17 protein-coding genes are annotated in these 20648 nt (G+C 42.5%); 2 read left to right on the forward strand and 15 right to left on the reverse strand.

Translation table 11 applies throughout. The features are described from left to right. Positions 1 to 63: 63 nt before the first annotated feature. From M8998_RS03125 to M8998_RS03135, 3 genes are read right to left on the reverse strand one after another with little or no spacing between them, the layout of a single operon-like run. Positions 64 to 957, reverse strand: coding sequence for a bestrophin family protein (locus M8998_RS03125; protein WP_249990556.1), 894 nt, complete (start codon positions 955 to 957; stop codon positions 64 to 66). A 48-nt stretch (positions 958 to 1005) separates the two neighbouring features. Next, on the reverse strand, positions 1006 to 1914 hold the full coding sequence (locus M8998_RS03130; protein WP_249990558.1) for an SMP-30/gluconolactonase/LRE family protein: 909 nt from the start codon (positions 1912 to 1914) through the stop codon (positions 1006 to 1008). An 8-nt stretch (positions 1915 to 1922) separates the two neighbouring features. Continuing rightward, complete coding sequence (locus M8998_RS03135) at positions 1923 to 3770, reverse strand: glycoside hydrolase family 15 protein (RefSeq protein ID WP_249990559.1); 1848 nt, start codon at positions 3768 to 3770, stop codon at positions 1923 to 1925. A 114-nt stretch (positions 3771 to 3884) separates the two neighbouring features. Between M8998_RS03135 and M8998_RS03140 the strand changes: the two genes are divergently transcribed. Next, the gene (locus M8998_RS03140) at positions 3885 to 4661 is read left to right on the forward strand and encodes an SDR family NAD(P)-dependent oxidoreductase (protein WP_249990561.1); all 777 of its coding nucleotides are present in this window, start codon (positions 3885 to 3887) and stop codon (positions 4659 to 4661) included. A 41-nt stretch (positions 4662 to 4702) separates the two neighbouring features. Here M8998_RS03140 and M8998_RS03145 read toward each other — a convergent pair whose 3' ends face one another. From M8998_RS03145 to M8998_RS03180, 8 genes are read right to left on the reverse strand one after another with little or no spacing between them, the layout of a single operon-like run. Beyond that, the gene (locus tag M8998_RS03145; RefSeq protein WP_249990562.1) at positions 4703 to 5773 is read right to left on the reverse strand and encodes an endonuclease/exonuclease/phosphatase family protein; all 1071 of its coding nucleotides are present in this window, start codon (positions 5771 to 5773) and stop codon (positions 4703 to 4705) included. Between the two features lie 13 nt (positions 5774 to 5786). Next, a complete protein-coding gene (gene pdeM, locus M8998_RS03150) occupies positions 5787 to 6440 on the reverse strand; it encodes a ligase-associated DNA damage response endonuclease PdeM (RefSeq protein WP_249990565.1) in 654 nt (217 codons plus the stop codon). Then, positions 6437 to 8908, reverse strand: coding sequence for a ligase-associated DNA damage response DEXH box helicase (locus M8998_RS03155; RefSeq protein ID WP_249990567.1), 2472 nt, complete (start codon positions 8906 to 8908; stop codon positions 6437 to 6439). Before M8998_RS03155 ends, pdeM begins: the two co-directional genes overlap by 4 nt. A 4-nt stretch (positions 8909 to 8912) precedes the next feature. Then, positions 8913 to 10502: an ATP-dependent DNA ligase gene (locus M8998_RS03160; RefSeq protein ID WP_249990569.1), complete on the reverse strand. Its 1590-nt coding sequence runs from the start codon at positions 10500 to 10502 to the stop codon at positions 8913 to 8915. Next, positions 10499 to 11512: a ligase-associated DNA damage response exonuclease gene (locus tag M8998_RS03165; protein WP_249990570.1), complete on the reverse strand. Its 1014-nt coding sequence runs from the start codon at positions 11510 to 11512 to the stop codon at positions 10499 to 10501. The genes M8998_RS03160 and M8998_RS03165 overlap by 4 nt, the downstream gene beginning before the upstream one ends. Positions 11513 to 11572: 60 nt before the next feature. Next, on the reverse strand, positions 11573 to 12193 hold the full coding sequence (locus M8998_RS03170) for a response regulator transcription factor (RefSeq protein ID WP_249990571.1): 621 nt from the start codon (positions 12191 to 12193) through the stop codon (positions 11573 to 11575). Then, positions 12186 to 14171 (reverse strand): sensor histidine kinase, encoded by a 1986-nt coding sequence (locus M8998_RS03175; protein WP_249990572.1) that lies wholly within the window; start codon positions 14169 to 14171, stop codon positions 12186 to 12188. The genes M8998_RS03170 and M8998_RS03175 overlap by 8 nt, the downstream gene beginning before the upstream one ends. 59 nt (positions 14172 to 14230) lie before the next feature. Then, positions 14231 to 15211 carry a TolB-like translocation protein gene (locus M8998_RS03180; RefSeq protein ID WP_249990573.1) on the reverse strand — a complete coding sequence of 327 codons (981 nt, stop codon included), beginning with the start codon at positions 15209 to 15211 and terminating at the stop codon, positions 14231 to 14233. Positions 15212 to 15312: 101 nt separating this feature from the next. Here M8998_RS03180 and M8998_RS03185 point away from each other — a divergent pair, with 101 nt between their 5' ends. Then, positions 15313 to 15807: a regulatory protein RecX gene (locus M8998_RS03185; protein WP_249990574.1), complete on the forward strand. Its 495-nt coding sequence runs from the start codon at positions 15313 to 15315 to the stop codon at positions 15805 to 15807. Between the two features lie 91 nt (positions 15808 to 15898). Here the strand turns inward: M8998_RS03185 and M8998_RS03190 are convergent, their stop codons facing one another. The 4 genes from M8998_RS03190 to M8998_RS16265 form a co-directional block, all read right to left on the reverse strand. Then, positions 15899 to 16342 carry a ferritin-like domain-containing protein gene (locus M8998_RS03190; protein ID WP_249990575.1) on the reverse strand — a complete coding sequence of 148 codons (444 nt, stop codon included), beginning with the start codon at positions 16340 to 16342 and terminating at the stop codon, positions 15899 to 15901. Between the two features lie 156 nt (positions 16343 to 16498). After that, entirely contained in the window at positions 16499 to 17866 is a 1368-nt protein-coding gene (locus M8998_RS03195; protein WP_249990576.1) for an MFS transporter, read from the reverse strand. Between the two features lie 24 nt (positions 17867 to 17890). Beyond that, a complete protein-coding gene (locus M8998_RS03200; protein WP_249990578.1) occupies positions 17891 to 19324 on the reverse strand; it encodes a hypothetical protein in 1434 nt (477 codons plus the stop codon). Between the two features lie 82 nt (positions 19325 to 19406). Further along, entirely contained in the window at positions 19407 to 20582 is a 1176-nt protein-coding gene (locus M8998_RS16265) for a sensor histidine kinase (protein ID WP_249990580.1), read from the reverse strand. Positions 20583 to 20648 lie beyond the last annotated feature (66 nt).

A 20648-nucleotide genomic window follows, 5' to 3' on the forward strand; every position in this document is an offset into this window, starting at 1 on the left:
ACAAGTACAAAGAACCCCGCCATTTCTTCATGACGGGGTTCTTTTATAAAGCAGTATACCTTTTTATAATGAATAGAATGACTCTGGTTTAATAGGATCAGGCTTATCAGATTTTCCTAAAAGATCGCATGTATTTATATGAATATTCCGTGCTATTGTCGTCATCGGTGTATCGTGTGCGCGATTACTAAATGGGTCTTGCATGTGTGTTGCAGTTCGTTCCAACAAAAAGAAACAGCTTGAACTAACTACTAAAAGTGGTAATTCGAATAAGCTGGGAGTTTCACCAAGTGAAATGGACAAGGTAACTACAAATACATAGATCATAAAATGCAGAAATAGCCGATAAGTGACCGGGAATACCGTGCCTTTGATACGCTCTGCCATCCCCATCTCATCTGAAAATTTTACAAATGAGGTATTTATCTGAACATGACTGAATTCAGTAAGGTCACCCGTTTTCCGTAAACTGGCCACCTGTACAGCACCTTGTTGCAATAAAGCCAGTGGTACATTGGTATGTCCGTCTAATGCTTTCAGATCTTCTGGGCTAATTAGATCTTCGATATTCTGTGTTGGATCTTGTCCACGAAGATTTTGGCCCAGACTGTAACACCAAGCGACGTGTCGAAGCGCAATTTGTTCTATTACCGCTTTCTGGTCAGACGATACAAATGATTGCAGTTGCAGCACAACACTGCGGCTATCATTAACGATGGCACCCCAAATTTTACGTGCTTCCCACCACCGGTCATAAGACTGGTTGAGATTGAAGGAAAGAAGTACGGAGATTGCTGTACCAATAAATGCCGGTATAGAGATGTGCATTGGTGGTATATAATCAATAAACGTCAGCGTTAAAAATTTCACAACAGAACCAATGATGATTACATACATGAGTTCCAAACGAATCTTATTAAAGATATATCGTATTGGAATCTTTCTGCTAATTAACATAAATAATAATTTGTTTTTCTAGATAGATGATGCTTGGAGAGGTACAGATTAAACGATTTGCACAAATTTGTTTGGTTTTAGGCCTCTATAAGGTAAATCTTCCAATACAAATGTAAATCCCGCTTCTGGCTGTTCTGCTAATTCTGCCTCAGTAAGTCCTTTGGCTGCAGTAGTGATATACAGATCATTCATCTGCTTACCGCCAAATACGCAACTAGTAACTTGTTTTACAGGTAGTTCTATTTTCGCTAAAACTTCTCCATTTTCTGGATTCCTTCTGGTAACGCAACCGCCACCAAAATGTGCCACCCAGATCATACCTTCACTATCTAAAGTCATGCCATCTGGTACACCTTCATCTTCCTGGAAGGTAACAATCGGTTGCATATCATGAATACCGACCTGGATTTTATCATAAGCAAATCTCCTGATTGTGGCATCACCGCTTTCTACATGATAAAAAATATTATCAGCCTTGTCCCAATCAAGGCCGTTCGATATGGTCGTATTATCTAATACTTTTTTAGAACTAAGATCTGGGTACACGACGTACATCGCTCCTTTTTCCTCCTGTTCTTCCAGATGCATGCTCGCAATCCATAATCGACCGCTACTATCTACTTTCCCATCATTATAACGGTTGTTAGGCGTATGAGGTTCGGGTTGTAATAAGAACTCTTGTTGGCCCTGTGGTAAAGTGATATAGTAGATTCCGCTAGAAGTAGCCGCTAGAAAGCGACCGTCCTGACATGGAACTATAGCACCTACAGGATCATTTACCGTAGTTACCTTTACCGACTTGTCAGCTGGGTAATAGGAATAAATATGTGCCGAAAGGATGTCGACGAAGTGTAAACAATGTTGGCGGTCGTCCCAAACCGGTGACTCACCCAATTGGCAAGGCACCGCGACTGCTATTTTTAATGTTTTTTCTATCATATAAATTTTACGATTCATTATTCTGTTTAATAGACATCTTTACCGCTGCCAGTCTGTCTGCTGATCTGCTTGTTTAATTCTAAAGCAGCACTGATCAATCCGAGATGGGTAAAAGCCTGCGGAAAGTTTCCTAGATGCTCTCCTTTCTTACTTATTTGCTCTGCGAACAAGCCCAGATGGTTACCGTAACTAAGCATCTTCTCAAAATTTTCTACGGCTTCATCCACTCGACCCATCTTTGCAAGGCATTCAATGTACCAGAATGAGCACATAGTAAATGTGCCCTCCTCCCCTTCGAGGCCATCAATTTTTTCGTCATTCAGGTAGCGATACACTAATACATCGATACGCAGTTCCTTATCCAACGCTTCCATTGTAGATGCCCAACGCGGTTCTTCGGGTGATATAAAATGTACTAATGGCATCAGCAAAACACTGGCATCGGTACGATTTGATAGCTTTTTGCCATCCTTGTGTTGCACCCATGCTTTGATATCATCGTTCCAGAAGTTTTCATAAATATCTCTGTAGATGTCATTACGTAGACGGTGCCAACGATCGGCATCGTAAGGGAATGAACGATCTTGTCCAATTTTAATGGCGCGATCTATGGCTACCCAACACATCAGTCGGCTGTGGAGGAACTCATGCTTTTCATTTCGGATTTCCCAAATACCATGATCCGGTTCGTTCCAGCGCTTTTCTACTTGTGCTACTTCTTTAACGATGATTTCCCACAACTCGTAGGTGATAGGCTTATACATCTTATTGTAAATATAGATCGTATCAAGCAATTCGCCGTAAATATCCAATTGCAGTTGGTTATTTGCTTCGTTACCAATTCGTACCGGTTTGCTTTGTCTGTATCCTTCCAAGTGGGTCAGATCCTGTTCTTCCATTTCCGATGTACCATCTACCCGATATAATAGGTGCAGGTCACGATCTTTATCATTCGTAATAATCCAATCCAGAAAAGCTTTTGCCTCGTCTTTGAAACCAAGTTTGAGGAATGCAAACATGGAGAATGCCGCATCACGGATCCAGGTAAAGCGATAATCCCAGTTGCGATCTCCACCGATTTCTTCTGGAAGACCAAAAGTAATCGCGGCCACGGTAGAGCCATACTGCATAGAGGTCATCAATTTTAGCGTGATCGCTGAACGATGAATTATCTCCTGCCAGCGACCTTGATAAACGGATTGCTTGAGCCAGTCACGCCAGTATTTTATGGTGGAGAAATAATTTTCTACACCGTATTCTTCGATGTTTTGGAAATTAGTTTCATCTCCCTCCTCTTTCGCTGTCTCTAGTACGAAGATATTCTTTTCACCCTCCTTCAAAGTGAAGGATGCATAAGCATCGTTATTCCGTAACATCATATCATGGGTAGAAGATAGCCGTACGGTAGATTGTCCGTTGTTTTTTGTCTGAAACAAGATTGCATCGTCGATACGTTCTGCGGTATGCTCCACTTTGGCGTAGCCAAACCGAGGTTTGCATTGCATCTTGAAATTAATGTTTCCACGAATGGCTTTTACCTTTCTAACAATTGCATTAAACGTGTAACAAGAATCCTCTACTACCGGCATATAGTCGGTAATCTCTGCAATACCATCTTCCGAAAAGAATCGGGTGATCAGCACAGCTGTGCCAGGGATATAAATTTGTTTGATATTGACATCCTTCATTTCTGGCGTAATGCTAAAATAGCCGCCCTTATCTTTATCTAAAAGTGCGCCGAAGATTGTAGGCGAATCGAATGTGGGGAAGCACATGAAATCAATCGTACCATCCATCGCTACAAGTGCAGCGGTGTGCATGTTACCGATAACGCCATGGTCTTCAATAGCGGGATAACCAGAATTTTTTTGCATAAATAAATTACAACTTGAATAAATTACAATTCGGAGCTTGTGTTTTTAACCTGTTAGTCTAAAAACAAAACAGGTGAGTTCTTGTTTTTTCAATAAACAAATTAAATTAAACAGATGGGAAAACTAAACAATAAGGTGGCAATTATTACTGGATCAGATTCTGGCATAGGACGCGCCATTGCGGAAGCTTTAGGAGAAGAAGGAGCCAAAGTTATTATCACTTATCGTTCTGATGAGGATAGCGCCCAGAAGACTTCTGATTATTTAAGTTCTCAGGAAATTGTACATACTGTTTATCATCTCGATGTAAGTAAGGAAGAGAGTGTTGATGAGGTTTTTGAAAAGGTTGTGGAAGAATATGGTCAGATAGACATCTTGGTAAACAATGCGGGTGTTAATGGCAGTAATATTAATGTGGTGGACATGGACAATGAGGTGTTTGATACCTGTATAAAAACCAATTTGTATGGTCCATTCTATTGTACTCGAAAATATCTACGGCTTCGCAAATCATCCCAAAAAGGCGGTAAAATTATCAACGTAAGTTCTATCCATGAAGATGTGGTTACGGCAGGAAACAGCGACTACAATGCTTCCAAAGGTGGTTTGAAAAATTTCAGCCGTAGTTTGGCATTAGAGTTAGCCGAGCAACACATTCAAGTAAATAATATTGCTCCAGGTATGATCCTGACTAAGATGAATCAAGAATCGATGGACGATGAAAAGGTAAAGGAAGAAAAGGAACAACATATTCCGATGAAACGCGCTGGAGAAACGAAAGACATTAAGGCAGCGGCGGTATTCCTCGCTTCGGCAGATAGCGACTATGTTACCGGCTCCACGTTAACTATTGATGGTGGTCTCAGTATTAATCTTGGACAAGGGGCATAGTCTAAATAGTATATATTACCGATTTAATTAGCAGAGAGCGATTACCGATTATCGCTCTCTTCTTTTTTGCCTTCTTCTATTCGCTCTTCCACTTCTTCAGCGTCATCTCCTTCCAATTGTTTTACTTCTTTTTGTTGCACTTCACTGTCTAGGTTGATGTGGAATGTACAGCCTATTGGAAAATGATCAGAACCTATTGACGGATAGATAAATAATTTATCTATAAATACTGCTTTGCAATGAAATAATAGATCTAAGGGAACTCGGAAGAACCAGTATTTCGCATGAAAAGTAGCCAGGATGCCTCGACCAATGCGCGCATCAATTAACTCACTCGTCTTCTTGAATAAAATAGATGCGCGTGCCCAAGCTACATTATTAAAATCACCAACCACTACTACAGGCAGTTCGTAATCCCGCACTTTTTTTGCGACACATAACAGATCACCATCTCTTTCTTTCGAATTTTTCTCTTCTGTAGGACTTGGTGGTGGTGGGTGCACTGCAAAAAGTATAAAGCGATGCCCATCCGCCGTTTCTAACTCCGCCTCTATGCTTGGCAAATCGTCTGCCACGAAGTAATGTGTTTCTGCACGGTGCATTTTTAATCGTGTGTATAAATGCATACCATAGGTATTCTCTAATGTCACCTTCTGGTAATTTGGATAAGCATCTTCCAACGCACGCATCGCTTCTTCCCAAGGACCATTGCTTTCCATCGTGACAAAGACATCAGGATCTTCTTGCTTAATCAGATCAATAAAGCGATGGTATTGGGTATTGTATTGATAGATGTTGCACGCAATGATCTGCACTTTTTCAGAAGTTTCACCGCCAACATCTTTACTTCGTTGGCTTCGCCAAAACTTGGTATAACGGATGAAAATGTACAAATGGAAACCGATTAATGCCGCTTGAGCAACTTGCAGCACCCATATCCACAAACCGTTACCTACATAGAAAAACGTGATCGGGAATATGATCAGTTGTAAGAAGAGTAATTGTAAACGCATGAACTCTGGTACGCGGAATACCCAGTGTTGATTTTGAATAAAAGGCAATACACTGAGCACGATCAAAAGGATCGAAAGAACTAATAATGTTATATACATGGTATTTTTGAAATCAACAACTTACGTGAAACAGACCGTCTTCATAGATGGCATAACACGCCGCCCCTTCGGGCACACTTTTGGTATCCAGTCCGCTAAAAAGACTAAACGCCGGTAATATTAATTGCGAATCAGACAGCACGAAGCAAGGAAATCGCATGGTACTTTTGCGACCAACCTGTACATGAACTCCCGGATGTAAATGGCCACTGATGGTATGAGCAGTTGACGAAGATCGCTGATCACCGTGTGTAAAATGAATATTTCGTATAGAAAATCCGTCTGCCAGCAGACGAATTCCCAAATCTGCAAACCCCCGATCAGATAAGCGATCGTGATTGCCTTTTACCAGTAAAAATTCGCTCGTTGTCTCTTCGATGATGTCTTTCAAAAACGCTACTTCCGAATTTAGACCCGCATGAAGCAGATCCCCGGTAATCAGCACTTTTTGGGGTTGGTAATGCTCCAAAAGCAGTCTCAAACGATCCATATCCCGGCTCGCTACCTGCTGTGGCAATGCTATTCCCGATTTACGAAAATGTGCCGCCTTGCCTACGTGCAGATCCGACAGAATCAATGTATTTTCAACAGGCCAATACACCACCCGCTGATTGGTCAGCATCAGTGTCTCCCCTGCAAAATCAATCGCTTGTTCCTGTATGTTCATCGTCGCCTTTTTCCGGGCTTGTTCCCACTTTCCTGCATCCGACGGATGCGTGTCGCCAAATCTTCACTGGAAAGCGATTGCCGCATACTATCTACCTTGATAGGAAAGCTTAGCGGCGTAAAACCCGTGGCAAATTTAAAGATAATCTTGCTGGAATTTATACGTTTGAACGCGCTTTGTAATCGCGGCTCTTCCAGCTGCTGATTAAATACCTCCGTATAGGCCTGTCGGAGTAGTAAATTCTGCGGATCGTGATCTTCCAGAACCTGAAAAATAATTCCAGAAGAGGATTGAAGTGACTTATTGTTCTTCTGAGCGCCGGGAAAGGTTTGTATAACCATACCTGAAATCACGGCGATATCGCGAAACTTACGCTTAGCCATCTCTGTAGAGTTTATACTCGATAAGACATCCTCCATTAGGTGGTCTGCACTTAAGATCTCCTTTACCTGTGCTTCGCTAAGTGAAATTTCGGTATCGGAAAATAGTTCGAAACCGTAATCATTCATCGCCATGGAAAAGGTAATAGGAAAATAGCGGCTAATACGGTAAGCCATTAGGGCGGCCATCACTTCGTGGATTAAACGACCTTCAAAAGGATACATAAACAGATGGTATCCTTCTTTGGTGACAATCAGCTCCACCAGAAATTCATCTTCATTGGGTATATGGGAGAAATTTTTTTGCCGGGCAAATAGTGGATGCAGAAAGCGTAATTCTTGCTCTTTGGCAGAAGGGTGCGCGGAACGCGCTAACTTCTGTCGTAGAAAATGGCTTAAATTGGAACTCAGTGGCAGTCGGCCACCCAGCCAGCTTGGTGTGATCGCCTTACCAGAAGATAAGCGGACGTAGGTCGTCATTTCCTTAATGCGCACCAATTCCAGTACCCTACCGGCCAAAATGAATTTTTCGCCTGCCTTTAGTTTTGAAATAAAATACTCCTCAATCATACCAATATAACCTCCGGAAGTAAATCGTACGCGCATCATGGCTTCACTCACAATCACGCCGAGATTCATGCGGTGCAGCATGGCAATTCGCCGTTTCGTCACCACCATCAGTCCTTCCTCATTTTCAACTACCTTGTGAAATTCTTCGTAGTTAGCACCGATCTGTCCGCCACGGGTAATGAAGAATAGACACCAAGCCCATTCCTCTTCCGTGAGGTATGAAAAGGCGTGCGTATCTTTCATTCTGGCCATCATGTCTGCTGGTCGAAAGCCTCCACCCAATGCGATGGTCACGAGAAATTGCACCAGCACATCGAAAGTTTGCACCATCGGGTCGCGTGATTCAATCGTATTGGACTTCACCGCTTCTTTCAATGCCGCTACTTCGATTAACTCCAGCGAGTGGGTAGGAACGACGTAGATTTTAGATACCTCAAACGGGGAATGTCCGCTTCGGCCGGCTCGCTGCATAAAACGTGCTACGCCTTTGCTGGAGCCAATTTGTATCACCGTATCCACAGGTTTAAAATCAACTCCTAAATCCAACGAAGAAGTAGAGACCACGGCTTTGAGTTTTCCTTCGCTGAGTGCATCTTCGATCCATTCCCGAATAGCACCATCTATAGAGCCGTGGTGTAAGGCGATTTGTCCCGCAAAATCTGGATGTGCTTCCAGTAAAAGCTGATACCACATTTCACTTTGTCCTCTGGTGTTGGTAAACACAATGGTCGAGCGACTGGCCAAAATGATCGGAACTACTTGTTCGACCAGCTTGCCTCCCATGTGGCCGGCCCAAGGCAGTACTTCTACCTCATCTGGGAATACCGGCTGAATCTCGATGATCTTCTTTTCGGTCGCCACAATCTTGGTACTTTTCAGCGGTGGCGGAATCAGCACATCCAATGCTTGATCCAGATTGCCGATCGTAGCCGTAATTCCCCAGATGCGCAGCTTACCATAGCTGTGCCTCAGATAAGCCAATGCCAGCTCCACCATCACTCCGCGTTTAGTGCCCAGCAATTCGTGCCACTCATCTACGGCCACACAACGTAAGGATTTGAAAAATTTGTCTCGCGCTTTTTGTGCTAATAGCAGATGTAAACTCTCGGGCGTGACCAGTAAAACATCCGGCATCTGTTTGCTTTGCTGCTGTTTGCGTTTTACATCCGTGTCGCCATTTCGGACATCGACCACCCAATCTAAGCCTATTTCATCAATCGCTTCTTGCATGGCGCGCGCCAAATCCTTTGCCAGACTACGAATGGGCGTAATCCAGATCAATTTTAGTCCAGCCCGATAACTATCGGGTTGATTCATAAAATCTTGCAGTACTGCCAAAAAAACAGAAAACGTTTTGCCGAATCCTGTCGGTGCTACCACCATACCGCTCTTTCCCGACGCGTAGGCCGCCCATGTCTTTTCCTGAAAGCTGAAGGGTCGATTTCCTTTTTCGGCCATCCAGCTCGTAATAATACCATAGCCATCAGTTTGGCCTATATTTTTAGCCGAAATCTTCATGCAATCAGGTACTGGATGGTATTAGCTTTTTAATTTCCTCTATATTGTCTATGTCTGCCACGGTCTTGTCTTTACGCCAGCGCAATATACGCGGAAAACGTAACGCCACGCCAGACTTATGCCGATTACTTAAGGCAATGCCTTCGAAAGCAATTTCAAAGACCAATTCTGCCTTTACCGTGCGTACCGGACCAAACTTTTCGGTGGCATTACGATTCACAAATCGGCTTACTTCCTGAATTTCTTTATCCGTCAACCCTGAATACGCTTTTGCTATGGTTACGAGTTCTTCGTCGCGCCTAACGGCGAACGTATAATCCGTGTAGTATGCGCTACGACGACCACTGCCCTTCTGTGCATACACCAGCACCGCATCAATCGTCAATGGATCTACCTTCCATTTCCACCAATCCCCTTTTTTTCGTCCACTATGATATGGAGATCCGAGATGCTTGAGCATCAAGCCTTCACTATTAAGCGAACGCGCATCTTCGCGAATGGCAGGTAAAGCATGCCAATCCTGCGTAGAAATGACCTCCGATAAGCGTAAAGACGTACCGGGATTTTTTGCAACGAGTTCTTCCAACTTCAGGCGTCGTTCTGCCAAAGGACGCGCGCGCCAGTCCGCCCCGTCATATTCTAAAAGATCATAGAGAAATACAGAAACGGGTACATCAGTCAACATTTTTTTGGAGATCACCTTTCGGTTTAAACGCTTCTGCAACTCACTAAAAGGTAGCACTTGCGCGTCTTTATAGGCTAGAATCTCACCATCTACTACGAAATTGCCTTCCCAACTCGAAAGCGCTTCGACTACTTCTGGAAATTGCTCTGTAACTAGCTCCTCGCCTCTAGACCATATGAACACTTCGCCTTCCCGTTTAATAAACTGGCCACGAATGCCATCCCATTTGTACTCCGCCTGCCATTCGGAACGATCACCCAAATCCGACAATTCTTTCTCCAAAGCATAGGCCAGGCAGAACGTGTAGGGTTTGGATAACTCGGTATCACTGTAATGTCCTTTCACCAATTGCTCAAATAGCACATCCTCCATTTTCCAATGCCCCATAATGCTATGTGCAACAGCACTTTCCTCCATGTCGTAAAATCGAGATAAAGCATTTATAAGCGTTTTGGAGGATACACCGATCCGAAAGCTACCGCCCAATAACTTATTGAAGATGAATCGCTCATGGGCGGGTAAGGTATCCCAAGCTTGTAATACGAAGGCTTTCTTTTCGACCTCCGTCTTGTCTTTCAACGAGATAATATCTGTCATCCATTCCGACAGGGTACGCTCTACAATACGAGATGGCGGAGGAAGCACCAAGGCAATGGTTTCGCCAAGATCACCCACTGCCGAGTAAGATTCTAAAAATAGCCATTCGGGAATTTGGGTTACTTCCATCACCCACAATTTCAATAAAGTCGTGGTTAATGGTCGCTTTGGACGCTTGCCCGTAAACAGGGCAAGAAACCACAATTTGTCTTTCTCATCTCCATCACGCAAAAACAACTGAATGGCTTCTAGCTTCGCGGTAGTTTTATTGGTGCTGTCTAAGGCATAAATAAGATCTGCAAATGCTTTCATGAGGGCACCTCCACATTTTCCGGACTTTCATCCTCTTCTTCACGACCATATTCTGTCGGTACTTCATCTGCCGGAATGCCAATCTCATTTAAGTATTTGGCGAATACTGCCGTTTGTCCGTGTGTGACGTGCACCTGCTCCGCACCCGTGGCTTTCACGGCCTCAATCAATCCTTCCCAATCGGCATGATCACTTATTGGAAAACCCGCATCCGCGCTGCGCCATCTTCTGGCTCCACGTACCTGCATCCATCCGGAACATATCGCGTGTGCCATATGTGGAATTTTCTTGATCACCTTAGATTCTAACAATGATGGTGGCACGATTACGATTCCCTGATCCAAATGTTTGACATCTTCCCGTAGGTCTACAATTTCATATTTTGGAAGACGAACACCGATCTGCTCAAATGCGAGATTCAATTTACCAATGGAATAATGAACATATAGTGGACCGGCATCCTGCATCGCTTGCATAATTCGCTGCGCTTTGCCCAACGAATAACCCACAAATACCGACGTCTTTTTTTGCTCTTGATTGCTCCTCACCCACTGTTGTAATTGTTCGTTTTGTGTGGCTACAGATTGCCAGCGATAAATAGGCAATCCGAAGGTACTTTCTGTTACAAACTCATGGCATTTCACGGGTTCGAATGGTGTCGACAGCCCATCTTCCTGAATCTTATAATCACCGGAAACGACAGAAACCTTACCCTTATATTCTAAACGTATTTGTGCTGAACCGATAATGTGGCCAGCAGGATGTAAAGAAATCTTAACACCATTGCGTGAAATAACTTCATTATAACCAATACCTTGCACGGAAATATCTGCACTAATCCTGCTTTGCAAAATGGGAACGGTATAGTGGTGACATAGGTAGTTTTTCATGCCCCACTTGGCGTGATCGGCATGTCCATGCGTAATGATAGCAAAATCGACAGGCTTCCAGGGGTCGATATAAAATTTGCCAGGCTCGCAATAAATTCCTTTATCGGTAAATGTCAACATAGTACAAGAAGCAACATGGGATAGGGTTCTTTTGTTTGCTTCTCGTACCGGTACTGCGCGCTAGATAAATTTCATTTCTGTCGCTCTATGAATCAATGAGGCTACATTGGTCACCTTAAACTTCTGGAGAAGGTTGCGACGGTGGCTTTCTACTGTTAAAGGACTGATAAACATATCGTCGGCAATTTTGCTGGTGGTGAAACCTTTCGCCAACAGTAAAAGTATTTCCTGCTCTCGGCGTGTTACGATAGGCACCGTGTGATCAGCCTGTTTCAACATATCCTGCATCTCTTGTGCAATGATCTTTTCTCCGCGACAGACAGCATGTATGGCCGCGATAAGTTCATCTGCCGACACATTCTTGAGCAGGTAACCTGCGGCACCATGTTGAAGCATACGTGTAGCTACGCTAGCTTCGTTTAGATTGCTAATCGCAATTACATGAATATCGGGATAGTGCTTTTGTATAGTTTGTATGGCTTGGAATCCGTCCATATTCGGCATGTTGATGTCCAATAAAACGACATCAACATGCGCGTTCTCTAAAAAAGCGATGGCTTCTCGCGCATCCTCAAAAGACCGACTCAACTGCATGTCTTTCGCCGCGGCAAGGATGTATTCAAAGCCACGGAGCACTAATGGATGATCGTCGACCACGATAACTTGTATGATTTCAGACATGCGTATATAAGGTTATGTGAATAGAAACACCTTGACCCGGCGCGGTATCGATCTCTATTTGGCCATTGAGCAGATCGACTCTATTTTGAATATTTTGAAGCCCGATCCCACTAGATCCGGTTTCTGTTTTAGATTTGTCAAAACCTCTTCCATTATCCTCTATCGATAAGTAAAAATGGGGAGTATCTTCACTACACTGCAGCCAAGCGCGAGAAGCACCACTATGGCGGACGGTATTGGTCAATAATTCCTGCGCAATACGATAGGTTCCTAAAAGAAACCGTTGATCGTAATCGCCCGATAAGTTGGTAGCGCTAAAATTGACTTGCAGACCGGCATGTTGCATGCTTCGGCATAAGTCGCTGAGCGCGGATTCCAGCCCCATCGTACGTAAGGATTCGGGCATCATATTTCGCGCTACCCGACGCACTTCGTCTACCGAATAATCGACTTGATGAATGAGTTCCTGCAAGGGATCTTTTTCAGCGATCTGTGCAGTACGGGCATTAGGAGTAGCTTGAGATACGATGGCCGACAATTTTAATTTAATACCAGCCAGTATACCTCCTAATCCGTCGTGTAGATCTCGGGCGATGCGGCTCCGCTCCTGTTCTTCTCCATGAGCCATAGCGTTGAATATCTGCAATTTATCCTTTTGAGCATTTAAGCGTTTGCGATTACGCAAACTACTATAGCCAATAAAAACGAACATCAACAGTAGAATACAACAAAATAACAAGGTCACGATCCAGCCCCTGGTACGTATCAATGAGATTTGTTGCGCTTGATTCTTTTCTTGGGTAAGCAATAGTTCTCTTTCCTTCTCGGCGGTTTGATATTTCTTTTCTAACTCCAAGATTCGGGTTTCATTCGCATCTGATGTCAGGGTATCTACCACCGCAGCATATTTTTTGTACCAAGCTGCTGATTGCTGATAATTACCAAGATCATTTTCAATGATGGCCAGATTATAATACAATCGCTGCTTATTGCGCCAGATGGCGCTGCTTTCTACATAAGGCAATACTTCCAAAAGCGATTGTCTGGCTTGGGGCAATCTGCCCGCATCTCGATAAGCTTCATATTGATCAAACAATACCGTTGCGGCCAAAGATTCACTCTGGAGTGTGCGAGCCATAGCAAGGCCTTTGTCAAACTGGGCAAATGCTTTTTCCCAGTTTCCTTTTTTCTTCCAGTAACTACCATACACCGTATAATACATTGGGCCGTAGGTGGATAGCGGAATCAAATCAAGTGTCTTTGCAGCTAGTTGCAATAGCACCTTTGCCTGATCAAGATGCTGTTGAAATATGGCGTTACGTGCGGCATTTACGTATGCGGTAAGTCGATGTTCATCGCTGGCCGATTCATCTCGAAGCATCGAGATGGCTTGCTTGTAGTACCTATCAGCTTTTTTGTAATCCTGCATATTCATCAGCGCCATAGCGACATTCTGGTAATTGTTGCCTAATAATGACGTATCGCGAATTGCTGTCGCCATAGGAATTACACGGGTGATCAAAGCTTCTACATATTCACGTGCACGACCTTCGCGCTGCAACAATGCGCCATAGCTGGACCACAAGCGAATGCGGTACCGTGTTGCCCGTTCTGTATTTATTTGTTTTAGGTTTTTTTCCGCAGCCATATACAGCTGTTTAGCTTTATCTGGATCCGCGTCAAAGTAGGCAGATGCCCTATAAAAGTCAATTACTCCGCCTTGAAATGCATGGTCTTTATTTTTAGGAAAGAGCGTTTGTGCCTGTTCGATATACTGAAAAGCCTGTGCTGTATCATAGTCGCCCCAAAAGAAACTGAGATCTAACAGTGCAAATGCTTTGTCTTCATTATCCGGACGTACTTTGATTGTTTGGTAAATACTATCTCCGTACTCCTGAATATCACGCATAGACTGTGCGCTGGCAGAGTAAGCTGCAAGAGATAATATGACGCCAATAAGCCAACGGCAACCCTTCATAGAATAGGATGTATTCTCCAAATAGGAAAGTTACGGAATTACGGATGAAGTTGCATGCATTAGCGCCAAATCACTTGCCCGCCTGCCGCTTCTATCTTTCCGTCGCGCCAAATCACGGGAATCACACCCGATGAATTAGCAACTACTGGATCTACATTATACACTTTGCCATCATTAGGGATAATCTTCATATTCCATACATAGCCAAAAGGTCCGGTCTGTCTATAGTCGGATCCCACTAAGATATGCTTACCATCTGGAGAAAATACAGATTCTGCTTCTTTGAAGTTACTTTCTGTAATTTTCACCGGTTCTGATCCGTTCATATCCATGGTATGCAGGTGGTTGCCAATACGAACAAGCAATTGCGTTCCTGCAGGATTCACCGCCAGATCTCCCCAATCATCATAGGCCATATCTTTAACTAGCTTGCCAGAAGTGTACGGCGGATCCAAGCGAATGATGAAATTTTTGTGTGTAAGCAATATCCCATTGTTGGGAAGCCAAAGTCGGGTTTCGTTGAAATCAAATTCCTCGCCATTAATGTCAATTAAACGGGTTACAAACTCGCCGTTTCTGCGCAGAATCGTAATGCCATCGTCTTCATCATTTGATGTAATCATGATCAAGCTTTTATCGTGCGACAAATATCCTTTACAAAATGCATTTAATCCGGGACTGTTATATACAAAGTTTTCCAATGTAGCATTGTCGGACATGTTACTGATCGTGAAGCGGATCGGGTAAACACCTAATGTACTTTCATTAACAACAGTAAGCCGCTCGGCGCCATCTCGAGAGACATCAAAGTTATTCAACTTACGATTGTCTGGTATGAATGCGCCACCTGAGCCTGACGGCATTGTGAACCGTAGAATTCCTTCTGTAGCCCAGTCATAATAAATCGTTCCCGAAAGGTTATTCAAACTACCACCGGTATCATCATCTCCTATTCCGTCGCTCTTAGAACAGGCAGTCAGAGAGAGTGATACCGCTATAAATAGGTAGTACGCATAGGCGAATGTGGAGTATGTTTTCATAAGATGATATCTAAAGTGTGATATGTATTCTTAAAATTCGCATTATCTATTTTCTTTAGCAATCCACGAAAACCAGTATTTTTGCAGCAAAGCCATTCTGTATGCTAGAAAGTGAACGCCCGAAGAAAGTGTATACGCCTATGCAGGCAAAAGCAAAAGCCGAGAGCTATTGTGCATTTCAGGAACGGGCACAGCAAGAAGTGCGAGATAAGTTGTATAGTTGGGGGCTTCACTCGGGTGACGTAGAAGCAACCATTAGTCTGCTGATAGAAGACAACTTTTTAAATGAAGAGCGATTTGCTCGTGCATATGTGCGAGGTAAATTTAAGCTTAAAGGATGGGGAAAGATAAAGATCAAGCAGGGATTAAAAATGAAGCAAATTTCTAATCCATTGATCCGAATTGCATTAACAGAGATCGAAGCAGAAGAATATTATGCTCGTCTGGAGTCAATTATAACTAAGAAGAACCAATTGATAAACGAGGAAAACAGTTACAAAAGAAAACATAAACTTTTTCAATATGCACTTGGCAGAGGTTATGAATCCAATTTGATAGCAGAAGTGCTCACCACACAGGTCAATACGGAAAATTAGCATAGCACAAAAAAAGCATCTGTATAAATCCTATTATTTATACAGATGCCTTAAATATTCTTACTCTACCCTCATTATTTGAAGGCAATTGTTACTTTGATAGATCGCGCAATGCTTTTATCGTATCGTGACCTTCGTTAACTTCCTGTGCTTGAGCAGTCAAAACCTGTCTCAACTCACCCGTAATTTCTACATCTTCAAGTGCTTTCTTATAGGCTGCTTTAATCGCATCTTCTCCGCGTTCTGCTTCGTCAAGGATGCTTTTGCGATCACCGCCACTAAATACAGATTTAATATCTATCCATGCACGGTGTAATGTACCCGCTACACTTTTATCCGTATCTACTTCTTCTCCCAATCTACCAACTTCAGCACTTAGTTCTTGCGCAAAGCGTCTGCTCTGATCAGCATATTTTGAAAACACCTGCTTTAAGTCGATATTCTCATCTTTGATATCCTCATTAGCTTTATCAAAGCCTGCTACACGATCGTTATTAATTTCGATCAAATCTTGTAATATTCCAACTTTTCCCATGATTTTATGTTTTTATAAGATCCGAAAAATATTTATCGGACCTTATAAGAACAGATACAAAGGTTAAAGGTTTTATGTATAAATAGTCAAACATCCTGTTTAACTTTTTTTAAGAGTTCATCGCGGAACGTAACACAATTACCTCCGTGAGATGGCTTAATCTTTATTTAGTAGTGAGGTTTTTTTAGTGTCTTTCATAAAAATGTAGACAATCAATGAACAGGCTATGCAGGCTGTGATATACCAGTAATAGTAGGTTTCTACTCCGTTCTTCTTCAAGAATAGGGCAATATATTCTGCTGAACCGCCAAATATGCTAACCGTCAATGCATAGGGCAATCCTACACCTAATGCGCGGATACTAGCAGGAAACATTTCTGCCTTCACCACGGCGTTGATGGATGTGTATCCTGAAACGATGATTAGCGCTACCATAAGGTAAGCAAATGCCTCCCATACTGATGTAGCTCGGCTTAAACCCGTAAGCAACGGTACGGTACACACGGTACCTAAGATACCAAATCCTAAAAGCAGTGGTCTTCGACCAATTTTGTCTGATAGTAGGCCAAATACAGGTTGCAAAGCGGCAAAAATAAACAAAGACAGGAAGGAGATTAAAGTAGATTGCTCTTTGGTCAGGTTAACGGTATTGACCAAAAACTTTTGCATATAGGTCGTGTAGGTATAAAATGCCAGCGTACCACCAAGTGTAAGCCCAACTACCGTGACTAATGCCTTCGGATAACGCAACAATTCTCGTATTGAACCTTCTTTACGCGTGCTTTCCGGCGTGGACGTATCCTGCAATTCTTGCTCACTTTGTGTTCTGTTTCTTTCAAAAGAATCCGTTTCATGTAGGTTTTTTCGCAGATACAATGCAATAACTGATAATATAGCACCAATCACAAATGGTATTCTCCATCCCCATTCCATCAGTTGACTCTCTGTGAGCAGGAATTTTTGTAAAACAAGTTGTATTCCTAAAGCGATCAACTGTCCGCCGATTAGAGTAACGTATTGAAAACTAGAATAGAAACCTCGTCTATCTGCAGTTGCCATTTCGGAGAGGTAGGTAGCAGATACGCCGTACTCTCCTCCCACGCTAAGCCCTTGCAATAGGCGGGCAACGAGTAATAAAATCGGTGCAATCACGCCCACTGTCGTATAGGTAGGCGTTAACGCGATTAGCAATGAACCGAAGGACATGAGCAACACAGACATGGTCATTGCTTTTTTGCGACCAACACGGTCGGCTATTGTACCGAATAGCCAGCCACCGACCGGTCGCATCAAGAATGCGACTCCAAAAATACCAGCAGAATTCAGGTATTGTGTGGTCTGGTCTGCCTCCGGAAAAAAGGATGAAGAAAAATAAATAGCAAATGCGGAGTATGCGTACCAGTCATACCACTCTACCAAATTGCCGATAGATCCACCCATTATTGCTTTCAATCGTGCTTTGACAGTTAATTCGCTACTGTGCCCATTTCCTTCCCCTAAGGATGGGTCAGTAATTTTTGTCATGTTGTTCATCATAGAAATATAAAATTATAAGGTTATTTGTAATGATAAAATATGCTCTCCTCGGCGTGTAAAAACTTGACGGGTGTCTATCGTGTAAAGCGGCCTAGATTGATATTGGTATACGAGCTTAGCATTTTGAGATAATATGTATAAGTTGGCGCCTAAATTATAAAAGTGACCAATCTGGTTGACGCCATCAAAATCTTTGTATTCGTAGGATATGAATGGCTGAACCTTAAATTTGTTGCTGAATTTAGGGAGGACATAACCGGTTTGGGTGTACCACACATATCCCGTACCATTTAAAATCCTATTATTCCCAAAACCCTCTAAAGCCACTTGCCCTTCAAAGTCAGGGTTTTCTTCTCCAGGATTTAGAATTCCGGAGAATCTTAAATAATTTGGACCAAATTGATTTTTGTAGATAACCGAATAAAAGCTAAAAGCCGCTTCTTTCTCTTTCGCACCTATTGGCATGTCTACAAATACGTCCAAACCGGCATTTGTCTGATTATGGGATGTGAGTACATCCCGATCTGTACTAAATGTTAGGGCTGCATCTTTAGTAAAATATATCCCTCCACCAATATTGAAGACACGTTTATAACCCAGATACGTACCCGCAAAAAATGCTGTACTGGTCAATTCCTTATCCCAAAATTGGTACATGCCGTACATGGAATAGGATAAAGCACCCGCCAGATTGTTTTCTACTGCTACGTTTGGCAAAGTAGGTAGGCGATCAGTCGCGAATGGCTTATTGATCGCAACGCGGTAATTGAATCGATCAAACTCTCCATGCGCAAAGACACCAAATTGTCGTGCAAACTGATCAGAGACCTCAATATTAGGGAAATTTAATACAGGTAGATCTGCTGTCAGCATTTTTGTTGTACTAGCATTCGTCATCCGACTAACACCCGCCCAGCCATGTAATCCGAGACCTACATATAGGTGATTCCTGTTGAGTGTTTTAGAAATGGCATTGATGCGAGGCTTTAATGCCACTTCATTATAGGCATCCATGAAAAATATCTGAGGTTTTTTGCCTGCTCCTAAAGCTCCTGTACCGTCATTTGGTCCACCAGATATAAATGATTGATTATTAATACCGAATTGCATTTGAATCGAATACCAATTAGATAATTGGGCATTCATGATGATCCTCATACGTCGAATGCTGGCATCGTATGTATTATCTTGTGGATGACTGTTCACTGCTGTGCCGGGATTGTTTTCTACCATTCGAAGCCATAATTGACTGGAAAGAGAGAATCGAAGAAATTTGTCTTCCGCATTTCCGAAATTTATGAGCATTTCTCCTAAAGAACTTTTGAATGGATCGCTAAAGAGAATATCATCTGCTCGAATATTATGGGATTCATCCTTTTTATCTTCTTGTGCAATAGCCTGCATGCTACACACTACTAGAATACATAGTAATAGTTTAAGTTTCATTTTATAATTCGGTTAGCGGGTGAAACCACAACGCGAATGAAACCATCAAATCTGATTTAATTTTGAAGAAACTTTGTAAATTTTAGGAATTAACAAGAAAGCAATGCATGCTGTTTTTATATTCATAGGATATCTCGTAGCCATAGGTATTTAAGATTTTACGTACCAAGGCCAAACCAATACCTATTGCATCAGGATTGTTGAGGCTAGATTGAAAGCGATTAAAAATAATCGAGGAGTCCAGTCCTTTGCTCAATCCCGTATTTCTGATGTATACCTGATCCGGGTAGATAGTTATTTGTATTTGGCCTCCGACGTAGTTGTAACGGATGGCATTACTTAATAAATTTGACCAAACCATGGGCGACAACAGTCTACTTATAAATAAATGGCACTCTCCTTCTGTTTTTACGTCAATACTGATATTTTTCATTTCCATCAATTCTTCGTATTCTGATATGGTCGTACGAATATCTTGCATAACATCGACCGATTCTCCTGCTGGCGGATGTTGCTCCAAACGCATTAATAAGACCAAAGATTTATTGATAGAAGAAACGCGCAATACACTATCGTACATCGAACTTAAGCTTTGTAAATCTGTTTCGGTCAAGTCACGATCCATTAGTAATTCGATCTTCCCTTTAATGTTTGCTAGTGGAGTCCGTATCTCGTGCGCCAGGTTCTCGGTGAACTCCTGCAGTACATCGTAGTGTCTGATGGTCTGCCGCGTCAAATGATGCATGATCACATTCAACCTTTTTAATTCTTTAATGGAGGTTATTGTCGTTGTTATTGGCCTTTTCTTACGCACATCAAAATTGCTCATTTGTTGCAATAAATTGTAGAAAGGACTGTACAAATTTCGAGAGATTAATTCTCCTAGGAATAAGACGGAAATGATAATAAATACAAATATCCATGCAACCACCATGAGTAAGCCAACTAAGAATTCCTCGTCTATAATAGTAAGATTTATCTCTGATTGTATGGCGTAATGTTTACAGTCAATAAAAGGATATGAATCGACGGTGACACGATGGACATTTGTTTGAAACGCTTCATTCCATGAATAATTTGTTTCGGATACCACCATACTCACCAAACTATCCTGCGATTCGTTGAGCATTGTAATACGGACGTGTGGAAATTGTTGCCTTAGTAGGTCAACGGACTGCCCTTGCGAAATCCGTTCTTCGATGACATGATTTAGATTTTTCAGCTTACCTAATGCAGATTGAGAAGTCGACCTTTCCACAGCAAAGTAAAAGATCAGAAATCCAAAGATAAGTGATACAAGGACTATACTTGTAAAGTAATAGGT

It is taken from the genome of Sphingobacterium sp. lm-10 (assembly GCF_023554555.1).
Lineage (GTDB): Bacteria > Bacteroidota > Bacteroidia > Sphingobacteriales > Sphingobacteriaceae > Sphingobacterium.

Excerpts from the sequence above, each read along its gene's own strand:
- M8998_RS03125 (WP_249990556.1), bottom strand. The coding sequence starts at position 957 with ATGTTAATTAGCAGAAAGATTCCAATACGATATATCTTTAATAAGATT.
- M8998_RS03130 (WP_249990558.1), bottom strand. The coding sequence starts at position 1,914 with ATGAATCGTAAAATTTATATGATAGAAAAAACATTAAAAATAGCAGTC.
- M8998_RS03135 (WP_249990559.1), bottom strand. The coding sequence starts at position 3,770 with ATGCAAAAAAATTCTGGTTATCCCGCTATTGAAGACCATGGCGTTATC.
- M8998_RS03140 (WP_249990561.1), top strand. The coding sequence starts at position 3,885 with ATGGGAAAACTAAACAATAAGGTGGCAATTATTACTGGATCAGATTCT.
- M8998_RS03145 (WP_249990562.1), bottom strand. The coding sequence starts at position 5,773 with ATGTATATAACATTATTAGTTCTTTCGATCCTTTTGATCGTGCTCAGT.
- pdeM (WP_249990565.1), bottom strand. The coding sequence starts at position 6,440 with ATGAACATACAGGAACAAGCGATTGATTTTGCAGGGGAGACACTGATG.
- M8998_RS03155 (WP_249990567.1), bottom strand. The coding sequence starts at position 8,908 with ATGAAGATTTCGGCTAAAAATATAGGCCAAACTGATGGCTATGGTATT.
- M8998_RS03160 (WP_249990569.1), bottom strand. The coding sequence starts at position 10,502 with ATGAAAGCATTTGCAGATCTTATTTATGCCTTAGACAGCACCAATAAA.
- M8998_RS03165 (WP_249990570.1), bottom strand. The coding sequence starts at position 11,512 with ATGTTGACATTTACCGATAAAGGAATTTATTGCGAGCCTGGCAAATTT.
- M8998_RS03170 (WP_249990571.1), bottom strand. The coding sequence starts at position 12,193 with ATGTCTGAAATCATACAAGTTATCGTGGTCGACGATCATCCATTAGTG.
- M8998_RS03175 (WP_249990572.1), bottom strand. The coding sequence starts at position 14,171 with ATGAAGGGTTGCCGTTGGCTTATTGGCGTCATATTATCTCTTGCAGCT.
- M8998_RS03180 (WP_249990573.1), bottom strand. The coding sequence starts at position 15,211 with ATGAAAACATACTCCACATTCGCCTATGCGTACTACCTATTTATAGCG.
- M8998_RS03185 (WP_249990574.1), top strand. The coding sequence starts at position 15,313 with ATGCTAGAAAGTGAACGCCCGAAGAAAGTGTATACGCCTATGCAGGCA.
- M8998_RS03190 (WP_249990575.1), bottom strand. The coding sequence starts at position 16,342 with ATGGGAAAAGTTGGAATATTACAAGATTTGATCGAAATTAATAACGAT.
- M8998_RS03195 (WP_249990576.1), bottom strand. The coding sequence starts at position 17,866 with ATGACAAAAATTACTGACCCATCCTTAGGGGAAGGAAATGGGCACAGT.
- M8998_RS03200 (WP_249990578.1), bottom strand. The coding sequence starts at position 19,324 with ATGAAACTTAAACTATTACTATGTATTCTAGTAGTGTGTAGCATGCAG.